The organism is Chloroflexota bacterium (genome assembly GCA_026706485.1).
GTDB lineage: Bacteria > Chloroflexota > UBA11872 > UBA11872 > UBA11872 > JAJECS01.
In genome coordinates this window covers 363,628-387,015 of record JAPOYR010000010.1, presented here as the reverse complement: position 1 = coordinate 387,015, position 23,388 = coordinate 363,628, and the positions used below count along the sequence as shown (strand labels likewise).

The 23,388-nt window shown below is 63.7% G+C and carries 16 protein-coding genes; 12 read left to right on the top strand and 4 right to left on the bottom strand.

What is annotated here, in order from left to right:
- Positions 1 to 2,763, top strand: coding sequence for a DUF499 domain-containing protein (locus tag OXG79_09360; protein ID MCY3783979.1), 2,763 nt, complete (start codon positions 1 to 3; stop codon positions 2,761 to 2,763).
- A gap of 221 nt (positions 2,764 to 2,984) precedes the next feature.
- Positions 2,985 to 3,782: a hypothetical protein gene (locus OXG79_09355; GenBank protein MCY3783978.1), complete on the top strand. Its 798-nt coding sequence runs from the start codon at positions 2,985 to 2,987 to the stop codon at positions 3,780 to 3,782.
- A gap of 451 nt (positions 3,783 to 4,233) precedes the next feature.
- Here OXG79_09355 and OXG79_09350 read toward each other — a convergent pair whose 3' ends face one another.
- From OXG79_09350 to OXG79_09335, 4 genes are all read right to left on the bottom strand, one after another.
- Complete coding sequence (locus OXG79_09350; protein ID MCY3783977.1) at positions 4,234 to 4,440, bottom strand: hypothetical protein; 207 nt, start codon at positions 4,438 to 4,440, stop codon at positions 4,234 to 4,236.
- Positions 4,441 to 4,610: 170 nt separating this feature from the next.
- Positions 4,611 to 6,296, bottom strand: a complete 1,686-nt coding sequence (locus OXG79_09345) for a hypothetical protein (protein ID MCY3783976.1) — start codon at positions 6,294 to 6,296, stop codon at positions 4,611 to 4,613.
- A 100-nt stretch (positions 6,297 to 6,396) separates the two neighbouring features.
- Complete coding sequence (locus OXG79_09340; protein ID MCY3783975.1) at positions 6,397 to 7,167, bottom strand: hypothetical protein; 771 nt, start codon at positions 7,165 to 7,167, stop codon at positions 6,397 to 6,399.
- Positions 7,164 to 9,185, bottom strand: a complete 2,022-nt coding sequence (locus OXG79_09335; GenBank protein MCY3783974.1) for a hypothetical protein — start codon at positions 9,183 to 9,185, stop codon at positions 7,164 to 7,166. The genes OXG79_09340 and OXG79_09335 overlap by 4 nt, the downstream gene beginning before the upstream one ends.
- A 752-nt stretch (positions 9,186 to 9,937) precedes the next feature.
- Between OXG79_09335 and OXG79_09330 the strand changes: the two genes are divergently transcribed.
- From OXG79_09330 to OXG79_09285, 10 genes are all read left to right on the top strand, one after another.
- On the top strand, positions 9,938 to 10,249 hold the full coding sequence (locus tag OXG79_09330) for a hypothetical protein (GenBank protein MCY3783973.1): 312 nt from the start codon (positions 9,938 to 9,940) through the stop codon (positions 10,247 to 10,249).
- Between the two features lie 206 nt (positions 10,250 to 10,455).
- Positions 10,456 to 10,596 (top strand): hypothetical protein, encoded by a 141-nt coding sequence (locus OXG79_09325; GenBank protein MCY3783972.1) that lies wholly within the window; start codon positions 10,456 to 10,458, stop codon positions 10,594 to 10,596.
- Between the two features lie 478 nt (positions 10,597 to 11,074).
- Entirely contained in the window at positions 11,075 to 11,293 is a 219-nt protein-coding gene (locus OXG79_09320) for a 2-oxoisovalerate dehydrogenase (protein MCY3783971.1), read from the top strand.
- Positions 11,294 to 11,335: 42 nt separating this feature from the next.
- Positions 11,336 to 11,584: a DUF433 domain-containing protein gene (locus tag OXG79_09315; GenBank protein MCY3783970.1), complete on the top strand. Its 249-nt coding sequence runs from the start codon at positions 11,336 to 11,338 to the stop codon at positions 11,582 to 11,584.
- Positions 11,568 to 11,885: a hypothetical protein gene (locus tag OXG79_09310; GenBank protein ID MCY3783969.1), complete on the top strand. Its 318-nt coding sequence runs from the start codon at positions 11,568 to 11,570 to the stop codon at positions 11,883 to 11,885. The genes OXG79_09315 and OXG79_09310 overlap by 17 nt, the downstream gene beginning before the upstream one ends.
- 982 nt (positions 11,886 to 12,867) lie before the next feature.
- Positions 12,868 to 13,521, top strand: a complete 654-nt coding sequence (locus OXG79_09305) for a hypothetical protein (GenBank protein ID MCY3783968.1) — start codon at positions 12,868 to 12,870, stop codon at positions 13,519 to 13,521.
- Complete coding sequence (locus OXG79_09300) at positions 13,518 to 14,471, top strand: hypothetical protein (protein MCY3783967.1); 954 nt, start codon at positions 13,518 to 13,520, stop codon at positions 14,469 to 14,471. The genes OXG79_09305 and OXG79_09300 overlap by 4 nt, the downstream gene beginning before the upstream one ends.
- A complete protein-coding gene (locus OXG79_09295; GenBank protein MCY3783966.1) occupies positions 14,468 to 15,871 on the top strand; it encodes a DUF853 family protein in 1,404 nt (467 codons plus the stop codon). The genes OXG79_09300 and OXG79_09295 overlap by 4 nt, the downstream gene beginning before the upstream one ends.
- 828 nt (positions 15,872 to 16,699) lie before the next feature.
- On the top strand, positions 16,700 to 17,608 hold the full coding sequence (locus OXG79_09290; GenBank protein MCY3783965.1) for a replication-relaxation family protein: 909 nt from the start codon (positions 16,700 to 16,702) through the stop codon (positions 17,606 to 17,608).
- A gap of 748 nt (positions 17,609 to 18,356) precedes the next feature.
- Positions 18,357 to 22,646, top strand: a complete 4,290-nt coding sequence (locus OXG79_09285; protein MCY3783964.1) for a hypothetical protein — start codon at positions 18,357 to 18,359, stop codon at positions 22,644 to 22,646.
- Positions 22,647 to 23,388: the final 742 nt, after the last annotated feature.

Genomic DNA, 23,388 nt, shown 5'->3' with positions numbered 1-23,388 from the left:
ATGGATCCCTGGTATCGAGTTGTAACTCTCCGTCCGGAAGTTCGGGAAGGCCGATCCTTCAGTCCCGACGAGTTCGCCATCGCCCTCGAGCAGGTAGTGGCGGGAACCGCGCCCCCGGATTACCGGGACCCTGCGCACTTCTTCTCCCGCACGTGCTTTACCCGTGCGCTGACCGAGCACGCCGGCATGGTGCTGCGGCGCTTGTCCGGGCGGACTGAGAACACGGCGCCGGTGCTGGCGCTCATCACGCAGTTCGGCGGTGGCAAGACGCACACACTCACCGCGCTGTATCACCTGGCCAACACCGGTGCGGATGCCGTTGGGCTGCCGGGCGTGTCGGGTCTGCTCACCATGGCCGGGGTTGCGACTGTGCCATCGGCCCGCGTCGGCGTGTTTGTCGGCAATGCTTGGGACCCAACCGAGGGGCGCGAAACGCCCTGGATCGATTTGGCCCGCCAACTGGCGGGGGACGCGGGCGTCGTCGCCCTGGGCGCCGCCGCGCGAACTGCTCCACCAGGCACCGAAGCGCTGGCCCGAGTCTTCGCTGCCGCGGATGCCCCGGTGCTACTGCTGTTCGACGAAGTGCTGAACTTTGTTAACCGCCATCGAGGAATGGCCGACAGCTTTCACGCGTTCCTACAAAACCTGACCGTCGCCGTGACCGGCACCACGCAAGCTGCGGCAGTCATCAGCCTGCCGCGCAGCCAGGTAGAAATGACCGATTGGGATCAGCAATGGCAGGAACGGATTACCAAGGTGGTGCGGCGCGTTGCTCGGGATCTGATCGCCAATGACGAGTCCGAAATAAGCGAGGTCGTGCGACGGCGGCTCTTCGAGGATTTGGGCAAGCCTCGCATTCGCAAGCGGGTTGCCAGGGCCTACGCCGACTGGTGCTTCGAACGAACTGCCCGGCTCCCACCCGAGTGGCTTGCCGTGGATACCGCGACGACGGAAGACCGAGCCAAGGAGTTCTTGAGAGGCCGATTCGAAGCCTGCTATCCCTTCCATCCGGCGACGCTTTCGGTCTTTCAGCGCAAGTGGCAAGCGCTCCCCCAGTTTCAACAGACCCGCGGCGCCCTGGCCATGCTGGCGCAGTGGATCTCGTGGGCTTCGCGTGAGCAGTTTCGACAAGCTCGAACTGAGCCGTTGATCACGCTGGGCTCGGCGCCCTTGCACGTGCCCGAGTTCCGCGCTGTCGTTCTCGGTCAACTAGGAGAGACACGGCTCGACGTGGCAATCGAAGCCGACCTGGCGGGACCGATGGCCCATGCCAGGGCTCTTGACGCGGACACCAAGGGAGCGCTGCGGGATATCCACCGCCGGGTGGGCACGGCAATCCTCTTCGAGTCGTCCGGGGGACAGTTCGAGAAAGTGGCGCACCTGCCGGAATTGCGGTTCGCCCTCGGTGAGCCGGAAGTCGAGACTACGACCATTGACAGCATGGCGAACGCGCTGGAAGCACGCAGCTTCTTCGTGCGCCGGTACGGAACGGACGGCTACCTGATCCACCATCAGGCGACCCTGAAGAAGGTCGTAAGCGACCGTCGCGCCTCGCTCGATGAGGAAACTGAAGTCAGGCCTGCAATTCGCAGGCTTGTCGAAGATGCCTTCAAAGCCAGTGCGAGCGTTCCGGTCGTTTTCTTCCCACAGGACAGCAGTGCCGTTCAAGACTCATCGCGCCTCACGCTGGTCGTCCTCGATCCGGAGATGGAGTGGCAGGCAATCGGGGTCGTCGAGCGCATTGGCCGATGGACCAAGGAACGGGGTAGTTCCCCCCGGCTGTATCCGGGTTCCTTGGTCTGGTGCGCGAGGAGACCGGGCCGAGAGCTTCGCGACAAAGCCGAAATGTGGCTGGCGTGGCGGCGAGTGGAGAAAGAGGTGCGCGACGGCGCTCTGGGCAGCGAATTTGACAGCGCGGATCGCTCCGACGTGCGGGCCAGCGTCCGAGAGGCGGAGCAGGCTGCAATGGACGAGGTTTGGGCCGCCTATCGGTTCGTTGTGCTTGCCGACTCCCACGAAAGCAACGGACTCAAGGTGATCGACCTTGGCGCGGGGCACGCCAGCGCCAGCGACACGCTTTGCGGACGGATCATCAGCGCTCTAAAGACCGAGGCGCTGCTCAACGAGTCCGTCGGCGCGGGGTATATCGATCGCCATTGGCCGCCCGCGTTCAAAGATGCGGCGGCCTGGCCGCTGCTGAGCTTGCGCCAGAGCTTCCTTACGGGCGCGCTGACCCGCCTGATCGATCCAGACGCCATCCTGCGACGGCAGATCGTCGACTTTGTAGCGCGGGGTGACTTCGGCCTAGCGTCCGGCGCAAAGCCCGACGGCGGCTTCGAGCGCTGGTGGTATCGGGAGCCTGTTCTGCCAGAGGAAGTGGCGTTTGAGGCCGATGTGTTTCTCCTGACCAAGGCCAAAGCTGAGGAACTCAGGGCGGCAAGCGAAGCTCCGCCGCCGAAACCGGACAACGGGACGGGTCCGGGCACCGAACCGCCGCCAGGCCCCGAACCACCACCGATCGTTGGCCCGGGTCCCGGCACAGGCACCACAACTATTCGCCTCTCCGGGCCTGTTCCGCCGGAGACTTGGAACCGACTCGGGACGAAGCTGATTCCAAAGCTGCGCGCTGGCGACGATCTCGTGGTGACGGTCGACTTCTCAGTGACCGTCGGCTCCGCGCATGCGCAAAACATGGAGACGGAGCTAACGCAGATTCTGAGCGACCTGGGACTTCAAGACCAGGTGCGGATGCAACGGTCGTAGGACGGCGCCGTGCTTCTCAGAGTCGACGTCCGAATCCGCGGTGCTGGCGGAATCATACGAACCGCCAGAACAAGGGCGGCAACGACAAGCGCAAGACCTATTGGGCGAAGTTACGCAGCCGCCGACCAGGTCGGGCCGGCACCGTACTGACCGTCGTCCTACTCCTACAGGCAAACGTTGAAGCTGGACCAGAGAATCGAACTGATTGGGGTGCACGTCCAATGAAGATCGTCTGCTGGAACATGGAGGCCAAGCGCCGATCATGGGCTGACCTGGTGCAGATGGCCGATGTCGACATCGGGCTCTTGCAGGAAGCCTCGCGCGTGCCTGAGGACCTTCATCAGCTCGTCGACGTCGACCACCGACTTTGGCAAAGGCGCCGCAATGCCGGCCAGGGCTATCCCTCGGTCGTGGCCCGGCTATCGGACCGTGTCGGCGTCAAGTTCATTGCCACGGGGCCAATCGGAGATCAATTCAGTAACGACTTTTACACCAGCGAGTGGGCCACGCTCGGTGCCGCGATAGTGACCCCGGTTGACGGCGGCGAGCCGCTCACCGTCATTTCGATGGCGCCCTGGTCCAACGCCTTCACGCACGAGTCGGGCTCCCCGAGTCGCCGCGAGCCCATCGGTTCGGTGCACCGGCTGATCTCCGATCTCGCGCGCCTGGTTGGCCGCCGGAGCCGAGTCATTGCCGCTGGCGACTGGGTCATCTATCCGGGATGGAGCACCCATCCGACCGCGATCTGGAACAAGCGGGAGGCCCTGCACTTCAGGACGGCATTCGACCGAATGCAGGCGCTGGGCTTTCGCCACGTCGTGCCTGAGGGACGCCGCAGCGATCGTGGTGATGTCGTGACCTTCCGGTCAATCAGCGAGACGCCTGCGCAAGCCTGGGCGCAAGCTGACTACGTCTTTGCCACGGAGAACATTGCCGACCGCGTGACGGCACGCGCCCTAAACGAACCTGACGAGTGGGGACCGAGCGACCATTGTCGTCTGGTCATCGACCTTGACTGAGTCCTGACCTTCGCGGGTGCCACCAGGGCCAGGAGCAATCGGAGGCTCCGCAGGACTTACCCCAATCGGCGCCCTACCGGGATCCTGCGAGCCAAACCGGGCAGTCAAGTTTCGACCGACGATGGGCTTTTTCTCTTGCCCTGGGGAATCCTTGCTTCAGTCGCTGGCCGTGATCAATCGATCGCGAGTTGCTCGCGAGTCAAGCGCGGTTTCGCCGAGCCAGCGCGGAATACAAGACCTCCTCGGACACCGCGCATACCTGCCACTGCGCCTGTTGACGCTAACGGCATACCGACCTCCGCCGGACGATGCGACAGGCAAAGGCGTTGCCGCAGCTGAAGCTTAGTCTGCAGATAAGCCGCCGCGCGTTAACCGTTGATCCGATTGCACGACCCGTAGGGCCGTTGCGGGTTGTCCATGTGGTAAGTCTGGCCAGCGGCCCACGAGCCGATCAGCGTCCCGTCTGCCCCGGCGCAATCACTTCACCACGCAGCCAGCGCAACATCACGCTTGGGCCGCGGACGTGTGTTTTCACTGTGCGCGGCGCATAGCCGACTCGGACTAGGTGTTCTTCCCAGTCGCGGACAAATGCCTCCAGCTCGCGCGTAAACGAGGCAGATGCCCGCGGTTCAGCCTTGCGCGTCTTATGGCTAGTCATCGGCGACCTCCTTGCTGGAGCCGTTCCCTCTGTGGCCATCGCCCGCGGCGGCATGCACCAGCAGTACAACGGCCCGGTGAATCGAGCAGCCGCTCGAAGTCCGCCCACATGGGCGCCTCGGCCGGACGAAAGGTCAGGTGCGGGGGCAAAGTCACGCCGTGGCAGGCGGCTTAGCCACCGCCGATCGACTGGATGGCGTCAGCTAGTCGGCTCAGGGCAATATCGCGAAAGAGGCGAGTCTCAGGGATTCCGTGCGCTGAAACGTACGCCTTCCAGCACTCGGAGCCTTCCTCGAGATATCCTCGCAGGTCCACCCACGTCACTGGTTCGAGCGCCTGGATCCTTGCGCGCGCGTCGACGAGCTCGCGGATCGTGACTTCGACCGAGGCCAAGCCAGCCTCGTCGACCGCGCGAGCGGGAACACTACTGGTTGCTGAATCGCTCGCAGGCGTCAAATGATCTCCCGCGGGCGGATCGTCGTCGACGCTGCGAACCGAGGAAGAGTCCGATGCGTTGGTGCCCCCCAAATCCGGAGCACTTTCGGCCACACCATCCCAGCGCCGGAATTCGTCGGGCAGCACCCTTGCTAGTGCATCAGGTGCCATGCCGTAAACGTCGTACGTCCGTTCGAGTTGGTCCAACACCCGGAGAAGATGCCGCAAGCCTCCGGGGCCGTGGCCAAAGCCTCGCTTCTGTTGCCCGTCTTTGGTATATAGGCGCAGAATTAGCGGGACAATTCCAGCCGAGTTAAATATTCGGATTGCACCAAACGTTCGTTGCGCAATATCACCGAACGAAGTCAATTCCTGGTTCAGCAGGAATGCAGCCGTCTCGCCGTGCATCTCATAGAGCCTCCATGCTCCCCAGAGGTAATGGCGGAATCTCAGCATGTAGGACCGAGTGTCCTCGCGGTGTACAACAAAGGTCTCGTCAAGCGGCGACAGTCGAACCTCGCCGTCTTCGACGCGCACCGTTTCGGCAAAGTAGTACATCCCGAGCCAAGACCAAACGCCCGCATGGTCGGCCACGAGATGCCGGATGGACGCAAGCTTGGGAGCGAAATACTCGGCAGCCTCGCGGCGCGTGCGGAAGGAGCGACGCTCGATCCAAACTTCTGGTTGGAATGGGCGGCTGTAGCGCTCGTCGTAGAGGAGATCGCGCGGCGGTTCGGACAGGGCCGTCGGGCGCTCGCGAATTTCGGCAAGAAACTCACGCGCACGCCGCAGGCCATCCGCGGTTAGTCGGCGAACCAAGGCGCCGGGCGGTCTCCCACCTTCGGGGCTGGTCCGATCGGCCGGTTCATTCGTCACCGGACTTCCGGGCAGGGTCGTTGTGCCAGGGCGATCGGCTTGCGGCGGACCATCAAGAGCGCTGAGGGCGGACATGATTGCGCTGCGCGCCGAGCGCTTTCGCACGCGCGTTGCGGGGTGACCAAGAGCGTCGCTCAACAGTCTCATGGCGAGTGGATTACCGCCGGTGAGGTCGTGCAGGTCGACGCGACCAGGCAGTCCCTGTTCGGCCGTGATGTGCGCGCGCGCCCCAACCAATGCCGCAAGCGCCGCTTGAACGTCGGTGGACCGGGGGGAGTGGCCGTGCTCGCTCACCGTCGCCCCATCTGAATCGGTGCCACGGGGCTTCCAGCCGCCGGTGCCTGCCAAACGTGCGTCCATGGTGTCTGACAATTCCGGATCGCTCGGATGGCGGTCGATCGCGGACGGAACGAGACGGGCATGCAGCAGTGCGCTGTCTGGCAAATCGGCAAGCCCAACGATGGGCGGCCAGATTCTCTGTCCGCGCGGATATCGGCCGAATGTCCGGGCTTCTTGAGCGGTCTGGTAATCCGAATAGCGCTGCAACAGTTCATGGGCATCTCGCCAACACATCACCTGCCCGGACGCCTGGCGCCTGGTAGGCAGCCGTTGCACTGAGCCAGATCAGGAGCACGCACTACGCTGCCTAGTAGTCCCAAGGCTTTGAGTAAGCACCGACAGCGAATACTCTGTCGCGCGCGAATGCCCCCACCACCGAGTCGATCCAACTCCTGGCTTCGCTTAGGTCGTTTGCCTCCCCATTCGATTCAATCCGTGGGACGTCTGCATCCGGGAGAAGGTTGCTTGCCAGCCGGAACCAGCCCTCCCAAGCGCTCTCACCGTCCTCTGGATCGGCGCGCTCGTCTATAAGAATGCGTGTGAGAATCACGCGTAGCACGGCGGGCATTACGAGGGCCCGAAAGTCCTTGTTAGTGCGGACGAATTCGCTGATCCCGCCGACCGCGCGATTGACCCACAGCTCGGGTAAGTCGCCATCCCCGAAGTCGACGCGCCAAATCTCTCCGCCAAGCTCGTCTTCGTCGACTTCACGCACCGGAAGCAACGAGCGCAGCGGGAGAACTGGCTTGATGCTGGGCATGTGTCCCAGCAGCCGTCCGGAACCGTCTCCGGCAACCACCAGCACGCGAAACTGGGACGATTCCGGCACCTCAGTCATTCGGCGCTGCTCGGCAGATGGTGGCGTGAGCGCGCCCACGGTGCCGTAGTCCCAGCGCTGTACGGCATTGCTGCGCCAGGCCTCGACGCGCACGCGAGCGTCCGGCGGGAAGCCGTAGCCAGCGAGATCGAGTTGCATGTCGTGAATCGACGGAGCGCCATTCTCCGCCGGGCGCAGGCTCACCTTGGCATGCTCACGCTTGACCGTCCGACGCCCGGTGCTATTCAGCCGGCGGATCATTCCTGCTCTCCGTCGGTCGCTTGTGCCGGGGCTGTGTCAACTTGCTGCACTTCAACTAGCACATCGCGCTCATCTAAGCCGGTCACAGTCAGGCTGAAGTCATCGGCAAGCGCAAGGAATCGCAACTCATTCTCGCCCGTAACTTCGTGCTCGCAGTTTTGCTGCTCGACGCGCACCTGCCCGCTGCGGAGCGAGAAATCAGGCGCTTCCTGGTCGGCGCCCCGCGCGTATTGCCGGAAGGCACGGCTCTTGCCGCCGCGTGCTACGTCGTAGGCAAAGCGCAGCGACCACTCAGAGCCTGAAACTCCATTCCCGCCCAACGTCCCCGCGCGCACGCGGAATCCCCCAGGGACCGATACCGTCGCCAGCGCCGCCGTTGCCCCGCCGTTGATGGGCTCCACTGGATCCAGGCCGCCCGTCCCCGGACGCCGCGTTCGCCCGCGGCCGCGCTCCGCCGTCAGATTGGATGGGAACAAGTCCGCTAGGGCGTCGTACTGTTTCTCCTCGGGGCGCTCGGCCAGGCGCTGCAAGAGCACAGCCGCAGCGCGGCGCACGGCTTGAACTCGGGAGTAACCACCAATCCATCGGTCCTTTAGCCTTTGTGCCTGCGGACTCCAAGATGCGTGCGCGGGTCCTTCTGAATCACGCAGCAGGTGACCCAAATCCGACTCGCCGTGAGCCAGCACGAGAGCGCGTGCCCTATGGCTCCGAATGTGATCCATCTCGGGGATGCGCAGATGGCCGCGCACGAAATAGTCGTGCCCCCTGGGCAAGTCATCATCGCGTTCGAGATAGACGCGGAAATTGGCTGGAGTCAGCTCGTCGGGGTCACGGGTGCGCACATCCAGCGCCAGTTGGAATGCCAGACGTTCCCCTCGGTCGTATCGCTCACGGAGTGCCGGAAGGTCCACACCCTCGAAGTCGCTGTCCCTGCCGGTCGGGACGGGAAGCTCAAGGTGTGCACCATCGTCGAGCCCGACGGCCCAGCGTGCGAGCTCTACCGCGCCGCGCAACCAGTCTGGTGCGTTGTCATCGCGCCGGGGCTTAATGATCGCCAGTTCGCGTTCGATGGTCGCGGCATCGATGACGCGGGCGCCCTCGCCGGGCCTAACGATCTCCACCTCCAGGTCACCGCGTACGATAGGCAGGAAGTACTGGATGACCACAGCACGGGCGATCGTGGCCGGCGTGAGGACCTCTTCATCCTCTTCCCCGGTTTCCCTCGGGTAGGGCACGACAACTGAGAGCCCGGGTCCGTCTCCACGCCGCTCAAGCTGAAAGTCAGCAATTGCGTTGGCCACGAGTCCGGCGGGACTAGAGTCGGCCGTGACTGGTAGCGGCAGCCATTCGTCGTCGTCCTCGTGTGCTGCGGCAGCGTAGTAGCCATACGGCGGGTACTTGACCTCGTCCCCGTCTTGAGCCGTCATGTGATGGGTCTTGAGCATCGCCATGCCCATCAGCATGGCGTGATCCTCATTTGCTCGGTGCGTGACGCCCAGGTAGGCATTGATGCGGGAGGCGTCGGGGAATACCCACTTGCCTAGACCCCACGAGCCGCCAGAGTCTTGGCCCTTAGGCGAGATTCCAACGCTACGAAAAAAGCCCCAGAAATCGTTTCCTGCCTCCCGCTCACGGTTGGCCGTAATGTCACCGAGCAGACCGGTGGTGCCGGAGTCGCCAACTGTGAGCCACGTCATTGGCTGGTTGAGGCAGGCCAGGGCACCGCGCATCGCATCCGCTTCTGCACCAATTCTGGTCGAACCGGAAGACTCGTCAGAGCCCGGTCGGGCGAGGGCCTCGAGGTGAGGAGCAAGTCCTGCCAGCCAGCGCTGCGCGGCATGTACAGGCAAGGCGTGCTGCGACCCGCTGAAGGCAAAGCGGACGCGCACCGTTTCCCTTCCCCGGCGTGCGTCGAGCGAATTCTGAATCGACTCCCGGACCAGCCGATCAGGTAGATCGGCAGCTGCAGTGAAGAACTCGCCCTGCACCGGGTCTTCGTTGACCTGCGATGGCGTCATGCGCGCGAACCGCCAATGTGCCGCCCTGGCCTCCATCGACCGCACCCTGCGCAGTGAATGAATGCGCATATTCCCGAATGAGGGCGAAAAGAATAACAGGACGGCATCGAACCAGGCATCCAGATCGAGCCACGCCCATAGCGCGATACTCCGCTAGCAGCCTGGAATCCGTCCGGTCCGGTACCCAGAGAGCCAACAGATTCGCAGCGGCGCAGGGCCTCACTAGGGTTCTGGGTGGACGGTAGTTGCTGGCCGCCAATAGGACGTTGGACGTCCTGGTACCCGATGAACGCTTAAGCCATCGCGGACCGGGCAGGTCCTCGATCGTTCCAATCATGCTTGTCCGGCTACAAGGGGTTGGAACCAACACCTTCGCTTTGGCCCGGCTGGCAGCGCCGGAGTGCACTACCGCACTGCCGTCCGAGCCTGCGCCGCTCGGCAGTCTGGGTCGACTTGCTAAAGGTGCCTTCACCAGCCCCCGCGCAGAGTGGTGATGTGGTCACTCACGGACCCGTGCCAGTTGCAGTGGTTCACGTTGTCGCAGAACTGCCGCCGGACTCTGAGACTATCCCAGCCAGTGGAGTCCAGGTTCCCGACCCGGGGCTCGCCGGGTTGGAATCCGACTCATTTGTCGATCGCGGCTCGCCGCTGAGATTGGGTTGGGCGCAGCGCCAGAACGTGTCCTGGTATAACGCCAGCGCGGTCGCCGAGGCTCGCCAGCATTTACTGTGAGCCACGGTAGCTGTGAGATTGTGTCCAGGAAAGACATCACCGTCTCCGTCGATGAGGCGACTTACTGGCGTGCCCGCATTTGCGCGGCGGAGCTCGACACGTCGGTATCGGCTCTGGTGCGGGACTACTTGCGGACCCTGGCTGTTAGGCAGGCCGGGGAAGCGCGCGTGGAGACAGCGGCCGAACGGCGCGGCTGGCTCCTGGATGAGGTGGTGGCGGACTTCGGGGCGCGTGGGGTGGGATTGGACACGCGCGATAGCCTGCCCCGGGAGGACTTGTACGACCGGGCGCGGGCCAGAGCGGAGGTCGCCGAGGCCGCACCGAGGCCCTAGGAGCAGGCCGGTGAGTAGCAGCCTTGCGCTTTGTCGACACCAACGTGTGCATATACGCGGCAAGCCGAGCGACGGCAGAGCCTGAAAGGCGCCATCGCGCGCGAGAACTGCTCTCGGAGCCTGACCTTGCCGTTTCCTTGCAAGTGCTTCAAGAGTTCTATCACTAGGCCACGCGACCCACTCGACCAGGCAGCCGCCGGTTCGGTTTGTCCTACTGGGACGGCGCGATTCTTGCCGCAGCGCGCGTGGCGCGGTGCGAGGCCAGCTACTCAGAGGACTTCAGCACGCAACAGGACTGTGGCGGCCTGCGGGTGATCAACCCGTTCATGCAGGCCGCAGCGGCTTGATGACCAATGACACCAGCGAGCGAGCACTTGGAAGCCGCGTCGGTACGGCGCTGAGGGGCTAGGCACAGCCGAGCTAGTTGGATAGAACCCGACCACCACCGGACTTCGGTGGTTTTGGAAACGGCATCTGGCGGATCGGGTTAACCAGCCTGCTGACGATACGGCGACCGTGGGCAGTAAGTTGAATCGAGACGCTATTGCTGTGACCGGCGGTGGGCTGGTCTCTGTTGAGGGATAAGACCTCTCCCCCATGAGTTGTGCATCACTAGATCTGTGAGATTGTGGCCATGCGGATCATCACCGTTTCCGTCGCCGACGCGACCTGCCGGCGCTACGGGGCTGCCTGAATGCGATGCGCTCTGGCGACGCCAACGCTCGGCTGCTTTGTGCCGGTTGCCACATTTCTACACTGTGAACACACAGCATCCATGCGGCTGAGGACACGGAAGAGCTCGGACTCGCGGGCCAGGGAAATCAGGTGAAGGCGCCAGCAGAGATCGTTTTCAAGGTGACGGAGGCAGCGGAGGGCGGTTTCGACGCTCGTGCGCTGGGCTACAGCATCTTCACGCAGGGGGACGACTGGACCGACTTGAAGGCGACGATCAAGGATGCCGTGATCTGCCACTTCGGTTGCGAGGTCGAGCTGAGGGTCGTCGGTTCGCACTTCATTTGGGACGAATCTCCGCACACCCCCTGACGAGGCGACAGATACACTGGCCGCAGAGTGGGAGGTGATCGAATGACGGACTGGGAAACGTGTCCGGTGGTCGAGAGCGTTCCCGACAGACTAAGCGGAGCCTGGGTCTTCACCGGTACCAGGCTGCCCGTATCCGCCCTCTTCGAGAACCTGGAGAGCGGCGCCACCGTTGAGGAATTCCTCGAATGGTTTGAGGGTGCCGAAGACTGGAAGGTCAGGGCGGTGTTGCGGCACGCGGCCGAATCCTTGAAGGCTCCCGTGCCCGTGAGCACTCTTGAGAATCCTGTTTGATCAGGGGACGCCCAGACCGCTCCGCAACTTCCTTCCCGAACACACCGTCGACACGCCCGGACCGAGAGGATGGGCGGCGCTGAGCAACGGTGAGTTGCTGGACATCGCGGAAGAAGAGGGTTTCGAGGTCCTGATTACCACCGACCAGAGCATGAGGTACCAGCAGAACCTCGACGACAGACGCTTGGCCGTCATTGTGCTGCGCTCGGGTTCCTGGCCCTATGCTCGGTCGAAGATCGAAGAGATTCGAGCTGCCGTCGTCACGACGCAACCTGGTGAGTTGCAGGAAGTCCAGATCTGAAGACGGGAAAGAGACCTCGTGACCACCGACACCAGCGAGGGCGGGCTTGAGCGCCGCATCTGCAGGGTGCCGGCGGGCAGCACTGCGACGCGGCGGCGGGGACGCGACGCGCGAGCGGCCGCCGGCCCACGGCGCGGGCTAGTTAGGCGGCAACTTGCGGGACTACGACCGGGATCCTGCGTGGACCTGGCGCAGCTCGTGGCATTTCTCCACGCCACGCCGCCCGAGATCGCGGAGTCGCTCGACTTGGGGCAGGACGTTCCGACGCAACGCACGTTCCCAGCCGCCTGCAGGGCGAGATCACCAAGCGGGGCATGATCGACGTGCAACCGCGCGCTCCCTACCACTAGCGCATCGGCCTAGTAGCCACTCGCGACGCGCCGACGAGCGTCGCCGGACCCAACGGCGGCCAGCAGCGGACCGAGGCAACGCCAGCCGTCCAAAACGGTTAGTGCCTTGTTCTCGGATTTCGGAGAAGAGGTGCATAGGAGCAGTCGCGTAGCTGAGCTGCGATTGGGTTGCCCGCGAAACCGACGACTTCGACGCGTCTGTGTGCCGGTCTAGCCGCCGACTCGCTACCGAGCCACTCAACAACGCCACGTTCCACCGACCCGATTGAGGTGCGCGATTACGGAAACCTGGATTCCGCCGGGTGCCGTCTACCCCTACGGTGGGCTGTGACAGATGCAGGTCGGTCGGCGGACGGCCCGAGCCCATCCGCAACTGCCGCTTGCGAGCCGACCCGCCAAGGAGTTCCCCCGATGAATCGCACACGATGCGTTGGCGGCGGTGCATTTCGCTCCAGTCTTGGACGACGCCGATGGACCGCAGCACCCGAACGACGGAGCCGTCGAGATCGACCCTGTGCAGCCGAGCCAGCGGCCCGAGTGGTGGTGGGGTCCGTGACATGAGGACGTTGCGCCGCAGCGCCCCCGGTCACCACACGATTCGGGCTTATCTGAAGCCGGCACAAAGCTGGGCTATGCCGTTTGACCATGCCCGAGTCCAAGTTCCCCATGCCCCGCTCGATCAGGGGTTCGCGGACCTTGTGGCCGACGAACGCCTGGCCGTCCGCTTCATCATCGCGCCGGCGGACGCGGCCACCGTGCGCGACTTTCGCGCCCAGGCCGAACGCCTGTGGGCCGAGCGGCATGCGCCGCCCGACACTCTGGGCGGGCGCATCCGCCACCTTGCGAGCAGCCTCTGGTGGAGCGTGCACCAGCGCGCGTCCTGGTCCCGGCTGCGACGGGACGCACCGGCAGTGGAAGCGAAGGCCCGCGCCCGCCTGCTGAGCCTGCAGATCCATTGCCGGGTGCGGGCACCGACGCGGGATCTCGCTGAGGGCCGTATGGGGTGGCTGCTGCAGGGCTTCAATGCGTGCGCGAGCTGGCGCAACTGGCTGCAGACGCACGAGCCGCGGCGCCGGCGGCGCTTCGACCGCGGCTTCGCCGGGGAACGGTCGTGGCCGGGAGCGACGTTCCTGGTCAGTCATGAGGAAGCCTACGCGCTGACGGGCCTGCCGCTGCTGGCGCTGGCGACCCTAAATGAGCGGCAGGTCTGGACGCGATGGAGCGGTGGCGACGGCGAGGCGCTTCACGCCACCGGACCGCAGTCGAGCAAGGGGCCCGAGGCGTGATCGGCGACCTCGGCGGATCGACCTCGTTGCTGGGGCGTCCGTACTACACCGGACGCGCACCGGAGCCGTGGTGTCCTCCGCCCCTATCGACCTACGACCGTCCCAGGGCTATCGCCCCACGAGCTATTGACGTCGGCGGTGCGATGCGAGCCGCCGCGAGCAACGGCGCCAGCGGTGAGCGCATGCCCCCGACGAGCGGGGAGGACGTCCCCACGCCCCATACGATTCGCGCGTACCTGGCGCCCAAGCAGCACTGGGCATTACCGCTGCGCCACGACTTCGCCCAGGACCCGGTCGTCCTACTCGACCGCGGCCTCGCCCACCAGACGGCGGGCGAGCGCGTGGCGGTGCGCTTCCTCGTGGCGCGGGCGGGCGAACGCCGGGCCCGGGAGGCACAGCGCTGCGTCGCCCAACTCCGCGCCGGGCAGCGACTGTCGGGCGGCGGGCTGGGACGCACCGTGTTGCGCGAGATCGGCAGCGCGCTGCGAGAGATGCTGGCCTTCCTCATGACCGGCCAGGACTACCACCCGACGCGCCGTGAGCCCACCCATGAGATGCAGGCCCAGGCCCGGGCCGCCGAGTCCAAGGCCCACAGCCCGCTGCTCACCATGCAGCTCCAGCTCTGGCTGCACGCACCGAGCCGCACGGAGGCCGAGGATCGCTTCGACCTGCTGCTGGCGTGCTTCGAGCCCACCCGGGGCGCATTCAACTGGCTCGTGCCCCGCCGTCCCTGGCGCAAGGATCGCTTCGACCGCTGCTTCCTGGATCAGGGCTGGTGGCCGGGCGCCAGCTTCGTGGTGAGCCTGGCCGAGGCCCACGCGCTCACCGGCCGGCCCTTGGTCGAGCTGGAGACCCTCGTCGGGACCCAGGTCTGGACGCGCTGGGGCGGCCGCTACGGCGACGTGCCCCACGGCCGTGACCTGCGCCTGGGGCAGAGCGGCGACGCATGACCGAGCATCCGGGTAAAGAGTGGGCCTGCATCAAGCCCCACGACGCCCTCAAACACGGCCTCGTGGTCGGCCCCACGGGCGTGGGCAAGAGCACCTTCCTGTACTGGTGGGCGCGCTCCGTCATGGAACAGGGCTACGGCCTGCTCGTGCTTGATCCCAAGGGCGACCTGGTCGAGGCGCTGTTGGCCGCCGTGCCGCCCGGTCGCGTCCAGGACACGATTCTGCTGGACTTCGCCGACACCGAGTGGCCGGTGGCGCTCAACCCGCTGGACGTCCGGGACGCGGCCGAGGGCGAACGCGTGGCCGGGGCCGTCTACACGATGATGAAGGAACTGGTGAAGGGCGAGGACCTGCACTGGGGCACGTCAATGTCCCAGGCCTTCGCCTACGGCTTCCGCACCCTGGCCGCCAATCCTCAGATCAAGCCCTCCATGCTCGACTTGGAGCGGCTGTTCTTCGACCGCGACTGGCGGCAGACGCTGCTGCCGCAGGTGACCGACCCGTTCCTGCGGTCCTACTGGCAGAACCAGGTCGACCGCACCTCGACGCGGCAGTTCGAGCTGACCTTCGGCGGGGCGCTGCGGCGCATGGCGATGCTGGTGCAGGACCCGCGGGTGCGCAACATCCTGGTGCAGCCGCGCTCGGCGGTGGGCTGGGACGGGGCGCTGGCCAATCGCAAGATCGTGCTGGCCAATCTGGACCAGGCGGACACGGCGCTGGGCGCGGCGGGTTCGCGGCTGCTGGGCAGCATCCTGGTGACCCAATTCTGGCAGGCGGTGCTCCGACGACCAGCCGATATCCGGCCACCGTTCTTCGCCGTGTTCGACGAGTTCCAGGAGTTCCTGGACACGGGGCGGGACATGGCGGCGTTCTTCGAGCGCTCGCGCAGCTACGGGGTGGGACTGACGGTGGCGACGCAGAACCCCGGCCATCCGCGGCTGCGGCCGATCCTGGACAGCGTGCTGATCAACACCCGCACGCACGTGGTGTTTGGAGGCCTGCGGGCACAAGTGCGGCACTTCGTCGATGAGATGGTGCCGACGTTCACCCGCCAGCAGCTCGACGGGCTGCCGGCGTATCACATGGCGATCACGACGCTCGTGGACAATCGGCCGGCGCGCCCGTTCGAGGCGCGGGTGGTGCCCATCCCCGCCGGTGACCCGGTGACGGCCGACGGAGTGCGGGACCAGTGCCGGCAGCAGGTGGGCAAGCCGCGGGCGCGGATCGAGGCGCTGGTGGCGGAGCGCTACGGCGAGCCGCCTAAGGACGCCTCCCGAAAGACCAAGGAAGCCAATTCCAAACCTGCCACACCGCCCGAGCCTTCGACCACGACCGGCGTCAAAGTGGGCACGTCGGAGCCGTTGGACGGACTGGATCCCAACCCGAGAGGGGGCGCATGACCGCGGCGCCAGCCATTCGGATGACCCATCGGATGACGTTGCGATAGGTGGCTCGATAGCGTGCTCGAAAGGCGTTTCGAATGGCCCGAGCGCTCGACGCGAACGTCTGGGCCGTGCACCGGCCTCCCGCCAAACCTGATGGACGAGGCCCAATGTTTCGCATTCGTCAAGCATTGGTGACCTTTCGCTTCGTGGAACTGTTAACCCGTACCCCCACTCCTCGTCCTCTTCGATCCTCGTCTTGGGGGTACGGGTTCCCGGCCGATCCAAGCCCTCGCAGTTCCAGCGACTGCTCCATGCCCACGACCCCTGGGATCCCCAGTCCTCAAGCTGTCAATTCCCGCAGGGTCCGAGCACCCGCAGCTCCAGCGACTGCCCCATGCCCACGACCCCTGGGATCCCCAATCCTCAAGCTCCCGAGTCCCATAGGGTCCAAGCCCCAGCAGCTCCAGCGACTGCCCCATACCCACGACCCCTGGGATCCCCAATCCTCAAGCTGTCAATTCCCGTGAGGTCCGAGCTCTCGCAGTTCCGGCGACTGCGCCATACCCACAACCCCTGGCATCCCCAAGCCGCGAGCTTGCTGTTCCCGCAGGGTCCGAGCTCTGGCAGTTCCAGCGACTGCGCCATACCCACGACCCCTGGCATCCCCAAGCCTCAAGTTCCCGATTCCCGTGGGGTCCGAGCTCTGGCAGTTCCAGCGACTGCGCCATACCCACGACCCCTGGCGTCCCCAAGCCTCACGTTGTCGCTTCCCGCGGGGTCCAAGCCCCGGCAGATCCGGCGTCTGCGCCATTCCCAACGCCCTCGGCAGTATCGGATCTCGTGATGCGCGTCCGTGTGGGATCCCGGCAGCTCCAGGTGCTGCGCCTGCTCTTCACCCATCGCCTGCTGACGGCCGCTCAGGTCCAGGCCCTGGCCTTTGAGACCGCCACGCGGCGCACCTGCGAGATCTGCCTGCAGCGGTTGCATCGCAAAGGGTGGGTGGTGCGGGCCGAGCCCCTCCATGGGGGCGCTGGGGGCGGCCGCAGCGGCTACGTCTACGGTCTCTCCGCCGCGGGTGCCGACGTGCTCGTGGCGTTAGCCGGGATCCCGCTGGCCGACATCCCGACGGTCGCCGGGCCCGAGGCCCTGGAGCCCCGCTACGTGAATCACCAACTGGCCGTCAACCGCTGCATGCTGGCGATCCGGCAGGCCTGTCAGGCCGATCCCGGGGCCACCCTGCGCGAGTGGAGGGCCGACCCGCACGCGCGGGTGCGATATCAGGTGGGGCGGAGCTGGCGGACGGTGCACCCCGACGCCATCGCCGAGATTGACGTGGATGGCCGGCGCCGCTGGATCTATCTGGAGGTGGATCGGGGCACGGCGGAGTTGCGGCGCTACGGGCTGAAGCTGCGGCGCTATGCGCGCTTCTGTCTCTCGGGCAGCTGGCGGCGGGAGTACGCGACGTTTCCCGAGGTGCGGATCGTGACCGCCCATCGGCCCCGGGTGCTGCGAATGCTGGCGGAGGTGGAGGACGCAGTGCGGAGATTCGACCGGGCCGAGCACGATGCGCTGGTAGCCGGGTTCGTCGTGGCGGTGACGTGGGAAGCGGCGTTTCTGGCGAATCCGAGCGGGGCCGTGTGGACACCAATGTTCGTCCCCGACCGGGAGGAGTCGCTGCTGCCGACTGATGCTGCCAGTGTCCGGCCACCGGGCGATATCGATTCTGGCCTCAGGACGTCAGCGGACACTTAGTCGATCGTCAGTCGTCAGCGCGTACTGAGCCGTTGTTCGCGGCGTATTGGCGCTAGGACCACCACGGCAGCATCACCAAGGCATTGCCGGCAGCTAGGCTTGTGACTCTAACGATCAGGACCTCATGCCCTGACGCCATTTGGCCGGAGGCCTGTCACGCCTCGGGCCAGCTGCTCCGAGGACCGACCGTGACAGTCGTGACGCCGGTCTCTCTGAGCTGGGTGTCTAGCGTTGAGGGGCTAGCGACCTCCGGCCGTGTGGCTTGGCATCCGGCCTCGATACCTCACCTCTAGGAGTGGCAGTCGTTCGCCAGCCTCGGCATCGCGCGACGTAATGTACGAATGGTTTGGTCCAGTCCGGCCCAATGGCGGCGCCTCTGCCCCCAGTGATTCTCATCAGTTTCCCTGCAATAGCCAGCAACTGGCGGAGCCGGTACTGAACTACGGTACGCTTGAATTTCCCAGTTGACGCAATTGCAGACGGCTAGGAGCGTCATACCACGATGATGGTCTGAGGGATTGTGCCGAGACTTGGTGGCGAAGCCGACAAGCTTGGAAACCGATACGAAGGTCTGTGGGCCGTCGATGGCGCGCTAGACCTTATCGAGGGTGATTATGCAAGCGTTGAATTTGAGGCCCTAGGCGACGAGCGTGCGGGGATTGACTTCCGGCGAATAACGAATGCTGGTATTCACGAGCATCATTCCGTTAAGCGCTCACACCACGAGGGCGAGTGGAGACTGAGCCGCTTGACAGAGAAGGGCACTACTGGCCGGAGCGTCCTGGGCGACTTGATCGCGAAGACACGAGAAGGCGATTGCGGGTTCTTTAGTTCTGGCACAAGCGCAGAAGATCTGCGAGAGCTAATCGGGAGGGCGAAGTCGAGCGACACGCTTGAGAGGTTCCAACAGCACATAGAAGGAAGTGGCCGGCTGTCGGGACAGTTTCGCAAGTACATCGTCCCGATCTACCGCACCGAGCAGGCCGCTTTCGCCGGTCTACAACTGCTGACCGTGCGAACCAAGGGTGAGCCAGAACTTGAGGAAGATGTCGAACGGCGTGTTCGCTTTTTGTTTCGGATGCGGAATGGAGATCCAATTGACGCGACAGCAGTCCGGCTCTTGATCGCGGATTTCATGACCCAAAGGGTGGCCATTCCGCTCACTGCGGAAGAGCTCTTGGAATATCTTGCTGGGCACGGGGTCCAGAAATCACAGCTGGTGGGTAATGAGGCCGTCGGCAAGCAGATCCAGACACTTACGCAAGCGTGTATCGATGAAGTCGAAGCACTGCTGATCAATCGGGCAGAAATCGTCCGGCACGAAAGCACCACTGTACTAGAGGCGTTGTTGGGCGACAGCAAGCACGTAATGCTTGAAGGTTCGGCCGGCAGCGGCAAGAGTTGTGTTTTGGCTCAGGTGCTAAAGCAACTTGCTTCCAAGAACATCCCAACCCTAGCGATCCGCCTGGACTGGCTCACTCCCAACGACTTTACGGCCCAGGAGATTGGAACGCGCCGCGGTTTGCCTGACTCGCCAGCTATCTCGCTTGGTGAGTTTGCCGGCGACGAAACGTCTGTCCTGTGCTTGGACCAGATAGACGCGCTCAGCCTTGTGTCAGGACGACGGCAGGCGTTTTGGGGTCCGTTTAATGCGCTACTGAGAGAAGTGCGTAACTATCCTAAGATGCGAATTCTCTTTGCCTGTCGGAGCTTTGACCTTGACCAGGATTCGCGACTTCGAGAGTTGGTCGAGGATCAGGATGGCGCTAAGCGTATTGGCGTCGGGAAACTGGACGACAGCACAATCCTATCTGCGATCAGAGCTTCTGGTATAACGCAAACAACATTGAGCCGAAACCAAATGGAGCTTCTATCGGTAGCTCTGCACCTTTACTTGTTCATCGAGGCGGCACGTTCCGAGCCACTCAACTTTAGTACGGCAGGCGACCTGTTCGATGCGTTTTGGGACTACAAGGCAAGAGCGGTGGACGATAGAGCCGAGCAGCCGGGGGTATTTCCGAGCGCAATTGGTTCGCTTTGCGACGCACTCAGCCAAAGGGAATCACTTGTTGCACCGCAATTGATCTTGGACGAATTCCCGGCAGCGTCCGGGGCGCTGGCATCAGAGGCGGTTGTGTACGTTCACTGTCGCACTATTCGGTTCTTCCATGAGTCGTTCTTTGACTACGCGTTTGCGAGAACGTTCCTCCGGAAGAATAGCGACTTAGTTCAATGGCTTTCGTCTGACGAACAGCACCTGTTTCGCCGGTCACAGGTCAGGCAAGTACTCGCATTCCTCCGAGATCGTGAACCCGATCGATTTCGCTACCTGCGTACGCTAAGCAGCCTTCTCGAAAGCAAAAGTGTCCGATTCCACATCAAGAAGGTCGTTCTAGATTGGCTTGGCGCACTGCCAAATCCAACCAGTGATGAGTGGCAGGTAATTGAAAATCTCACAGATGAACTAGACTGGCACGCGTGGAACGTCATCGCAAATTCCGTGCCCTGGTTCGATGTACTTCAAGAAATGGGTCGGTGGGAGTCGTGGCTAAGCCGTGATGACGAACACATCGACCGCGCCATTTGGCTGATTCGAATGACCGACGTACTTAATGCGAGATCGTCGGTGGTAGCTGCGATGGTTGAGTCGTTCCGCGGAGGGTCTAGCAAATGGCGCGACCGATTGCGGTCGCTGGTTGCGGGCGGATACGGCTATACGAGCTCCGAGATGCAGGATTTGGTTATCGCCCTAATTTCTGTCGGAACGCTTGATGAAGCAAGACCGATGATTGCGATCAATGACGACTGGTGGTCGATCTGGTATGCGCCGAGTATCGAGAGACCAAAGTTTACCGCAAGGGTGTTGGCGGCATGGTTCGACCGGCAGTGCATCCGTGCTATCGAACTCGGCCGCAACGATCCATTCGGCGAAGAGACAGGACTGGTCACCTCGAGTCAGTTCAGCGCGCACGTAATCGAGGAGTGCGCGACAGGTGCACCCTGCGCGTTTGTTCGGGAGCTGTTCCCAAGATTTGCGAGCTTCGACCTGAGGGTCCCAAAGAGATGGATCGTGGCACCCGGCATGCACGGGAAGCCAGATGATCAACTCCGAGAGGCGCTCGCAAAGGCGATGAGACTGATTGCCAAGAACAACCCCACGGAACTCGATTGCATCGTGGGCAAAGAGCGCAGGAGCGACGGAAAGTGGATTTCTGCGCTGCTACTTCAGACCTGGAGCGCAAACCCGGACTACTACGCGGAGCGCATTGTGCGCTTCCTTCTGCGTTGCCCGGCCCAGCGGCTTGATATCGGATATGACGTCTCGATGGGAGAAACAGACGCTATCGCAGCCGTCAGCCGAACTGCCGTAGCTGCAGCATCGGCAGTCTGCTCTCAGATGTCGTTCAAACAGCTTGAGAGCGCCATATTGCACTTTACGCCAAGCTGGGAACGCGACGAACGATTCGTAGGCCGCACCGAACTCGCGCTACTGCGCGCCCTTGCCCAAGAACGGATCGCGGGGACGACACATCGGCGGATCCAGGAACTTGATCGCCGATTTCCTAAGGCTTCAGAGCGTGGTGCCGCACGTCCACCGGCTGCGGAGCACGGATTCCAGGCGGCGGGTCCCCCCATCCCCGCTGAGGCCCAGTTGAGTATGTCGGACGATCACTGGCTCTCGGCGATGGCCGCGTACGCCAAACCCAGGGCAACCTTTCGTGGAGGACGGTTCGTGGGCGGCGCAGTTGAACTGTCGCGCGGTCTCACGACGTTGGTGCGCAAGGAGCCAGCGCGCTTTGCTGCGCTGGCAAATCGGATGGATGCAACGCACACGCCAATCTACTTCGAGGCCATCCTCCGAGGACTCACAGCTCACGAGAACGAAGTTGGCCGGTCCGGAACGCGTGACCAAGCGTGCTCGGTCTTGCGCCGCATTGCACACGTTGGTGTCCAAGTCCCTGGAAGAGAAATCGCGAATGCTATAGGAGCGCTGGCAGAGGAGGATCTTTCGGACGACATCGTCGAGATGTTAGTCCGCGTTGCTCAAGACGATCCTGATCCAGAGTCTGACAAATGGCAGGAAGCCGGCGGCTTCGGAGATCCGGTCACCCAGGCCATCAATTCGGCGCGTGGCGCCGCGGCAACGGCTCTGGCTCGGTTGCTCTTCGCGGACAAAGGCCGCTGGACTCGTCTCAAGCCCACCATCCAGCACCTCGTGGAAGATCCAGTGCTCGCCGTGCGATCGGTGGCAGTTGAGTCGCTGCTTGCCATCCTAGACGCGCACCGCGGCGATGCCTTTGGTTGCTTCGAAAGACTTGCTGAGGGAGCCGATGCAATCCTTGGGTACCAGTTCGTCGAACGGTTTCTCAACTACGCAATCTTCCGTGACTATCCGGCAGTCAGAACAGTCCTTCGGCGGATGTTGAAGTCCTCCCAGCCTGCTGCGGCGCGGGCTGGGGCAAGACACATTGCTCTCGCCGCGCTCTGGCTGGACGAGGCCCGTGAAGATGGCGACAGTTTGCTTGGGATGGGCGAGGTAGCGCGGGTTGGCGCTGCTAGTGTCTACGCCCACAACCTGTCCGATAAGACCGTTGGGGTCGAGTGCGAGAAACGCCTGCGAGAGTCCTTTGTGGATGAGAGTGAAGCCGTTCGGCGGGCAGCCGGCGAGTGCTGGAGCGCACTGGGGCCCGATCAGATCGCATCGCGGGGCCCCCTCATCGCTGCGTTTGCGCAATCAATGGACTCTGGGTCCGACTTAACGTCGCTAGTGCACCGCCTACGAAACACGCAACAACCACTCCCTATCGAACTGTGCGACTTGGCGGAGCGTGCAGTTCTTGCGTATGGCTCCAAGGCGAGCTCGATCCACTTCAAGGAGGCAGGTGTCGCCCACAACTTGTCGCCGCTGATGGTTCGACTGCATGAGGAGACGAGCGAGCCTGCGCTTCGAAAGCGCATTCTCGATGTGATCGACAAGATGGTGCGTGCAGGCTTCTACGGGCTCAATGAGCAGTTGAGGAAGCAGTACGAGCGCTGACCGGTCGCTACAACTTGGGACGAGCACAACTTCGGTGGTCTCGGGTAGACGGATGTAGGCACGCTTGCGCTGGACGACTTCGGTGACGCCCCGAACGATCCAGGCCGGGAGTGACAACCCGTTCGCGTAGTCCTCGATCTGCCGCCGATTCGAATGCCCACCGATCAGTGGCAGTCGGCCGACGTCAGAACTCCAGATTGCGCCAAGCTAGTTCGGCGGAATCGAACTTCATCGGCGACGGCGTCGTGCCGCCAGTGCATCAACTGCCTGCTTCGACTCGAGTAACCGGTCGAGGCTGCCACCAACGAGCCCCTCCGAAAGCGGGGGCCAACGCTCCCGTACGGCTTCAATCTCTCCCGACTGCTGCGGGGAACCGTCCCCGCCCCCTCCAGTCAAAGCATCCGAGCGTGCAGAACTGGTCTAGGTCGTATTGCACGAGAGAGTCAAGATACTCAAACCGGTCAAACGCATCCGTGTAGTGGTAGTGGATCACTTTGCCTCCTGGGTGGCGGGGCATTTTATTGCCTCCTGCCGGGCCAGGCGCGAACTCGACACCCCGCACCTGTCACGACGCGCCTCTCTTATGCCCTCCCTCCGCCGCAGCTGTCTCCACTCGCCAGATGTAGGCCAGCGGCCAAGCTAAGACCAATCAGTGCCTGACGCTGGGCCAGCAGGACTGGCAGCGCCGGCGAACGAGGCCCTCGATGTTCGCCACCACCCAGGCGCGCTTGAGGGCCGGGAA

What these genes read in the sequence shown, in the direction of transcription:
- OXG79_09335 (MCY3783974.1), bottom strand. Translation starts at nt 9,185, where the DNA reads ATGACGCCATCGCAGGTCAACGAAGACCCGGTGCAGGGCGAGTTCTTC.
- OXG79_09315 (MCY3783970.1), top strand. Translation starts at nt 11,336, where the DNA reads ATGACGGACTGGGAAACGTGTCCGGTGGTCGAGAGCGTTCCCGACAGA.
- OXG79_09360 (MCY3783979.1), top strand. Translation starts at nt 1, where the DNA reads ATGGATCCCTGGTATCGAGTTGTAACTCTCCGTCCGGAAGTTCGGGAA.
- OXG79_09290 (MCY3783965.1), top strand. Translation starts at nt 16,700, where the DNA reads ATGCGCGTCCGTGTGGGATCCCGGCAGCTCCAGGTGCTGCGCCTGCTC.
- OXG79_09305 (MCY3783968.1), top strand. Translation starts at nt 12,868, where the DNA reads ATGCCGTTTGACCATGCCCGAGTCCAAGTTCCCCATGCCCCGCTCGAT.
- OXG79_09355 (MCY3783978.1), top strand. Translation starts at nt 2,985, where the DNA reads ATGAAGATCGTCTGCTGGAACATGGAGGCCAAGCGCCGATCATGGGCT.
- OXG79_09350 (MCY3783977.1), bottom strand. Translation starts at nt 4,440, where the DNA reads ATGACTAGCCATAAGACGCGCAAGGCTGAACCGCGGGCATCTGCCTCG.
- OXG79_09295 (MCY3783966.1), top strand. Translation starts at nt 14,468, where the DNA reads ATGACCGAGCATCCGGGTAAAGAGTGGGCCTGCATCAAGCCCCACGAC.
- OXG79_09340 (MCY3783975.1), bottom strand. Translation starts at nt 7,167, where the DNA reads ATGATCCGCCGGCTGAATAGCACCGGGCGTCGGACGGTCAAGCGTGAG.